The following is a 702-nucleotide window of genomic DNA, read 5'->3' on the forward strand; positions in this document are numbered from 1 at the left end:
CTGGAATTCGGCCGCGAGCCGCGAATCGCGGGTGACGGCGCCCTCGGCGCGGATCACCCACTCGAACGCGGCCAGATCGGGATACTCGCGCATGAGCCGGCCCGATTCGTCGAGCACCGCCTCGATCCGGTCGACGGCGGTCCCCGGGCGCGCGGCGGCCGCGCGCAGCCGCGGCAACGCGACGTCGGTCCGCGCCGCTATCGCGGCGTTGATCAGCTCCGCCTTGTTCGGAAAGTAGTTGTAGAGGCTGGCGCTGGTGACGTTCGCGGCCCGGGCGATCTCGCGAATCGTGGTGCGCGAATAGCCATTCTCGGCCACACATCGCATCGCGGCGGTGATGATGCGGGCCCGGGTCTGCTCACCGTCGGCACCCACCGGCCGACCCAATTGCGGCGGCGTGACGCTCATGCGGCGGGAAGCCCGCCGCAGCTCCGTCCATCACGCACTACGCACCTCCGCGGCGAAGCCGAAACTAATCGATCACTCGATTATATTCGACCGTGTCGGGGACCGGGAGCCGGCGGACGGGACGCGCGAGTGAGGACAGCACGGTGACGCGGGCGCAACGGGGACGTCCGGTCGGCGCCAGCGGCGAGGAGACGCGGCAGCGGATCGTCGTTGCCACCATGCGCTGCGTGGCCGAATTCGGGTACGCGGGCGCCACCATCCGTGAGATCGCCCGGGCCGCGAACGTCACCAGCG

At 70.5% G+C, this 702-nt stretch carries 2 protein-coding genes; one reads left to right on the forward strand and one right to left on the reverse strand.

Annotated elements, in window-relative coordinates; all coding sequences use genetic code 11:
- Positions 1-408, reverse strand: a 408-nt coding sequence (locus A5713_RS15440) for a TetR/AcrR family transcriptional regulator (RefSeq protein WP_156751898.1), incomplete at its 3' end; no start/stop codon positions are given.
- Positions 409-551: 143 nt separating this feature from the next.
- Here A5713_RS15440 and A5713_RS15445 point away from each other — a divergent pair.
- A partial coding sequence (locus A5713_RS15445; protein ID WP_156751899.1) for a TetR family transcriptional regulator occupies positions 552-702 on the forward strand: 151 nt, incomplete at its 3' end.

Origin of the sequence: Mycobacterium sp. E2497 (assembly GCF_001668695.1) — a bacterium.
Classification (GTDB): domain Bacteria; phylum Actinomycetota; class Actinomycetes; order Mycobacteriales; family Mycobacteriaceae; genus Mycobacterium.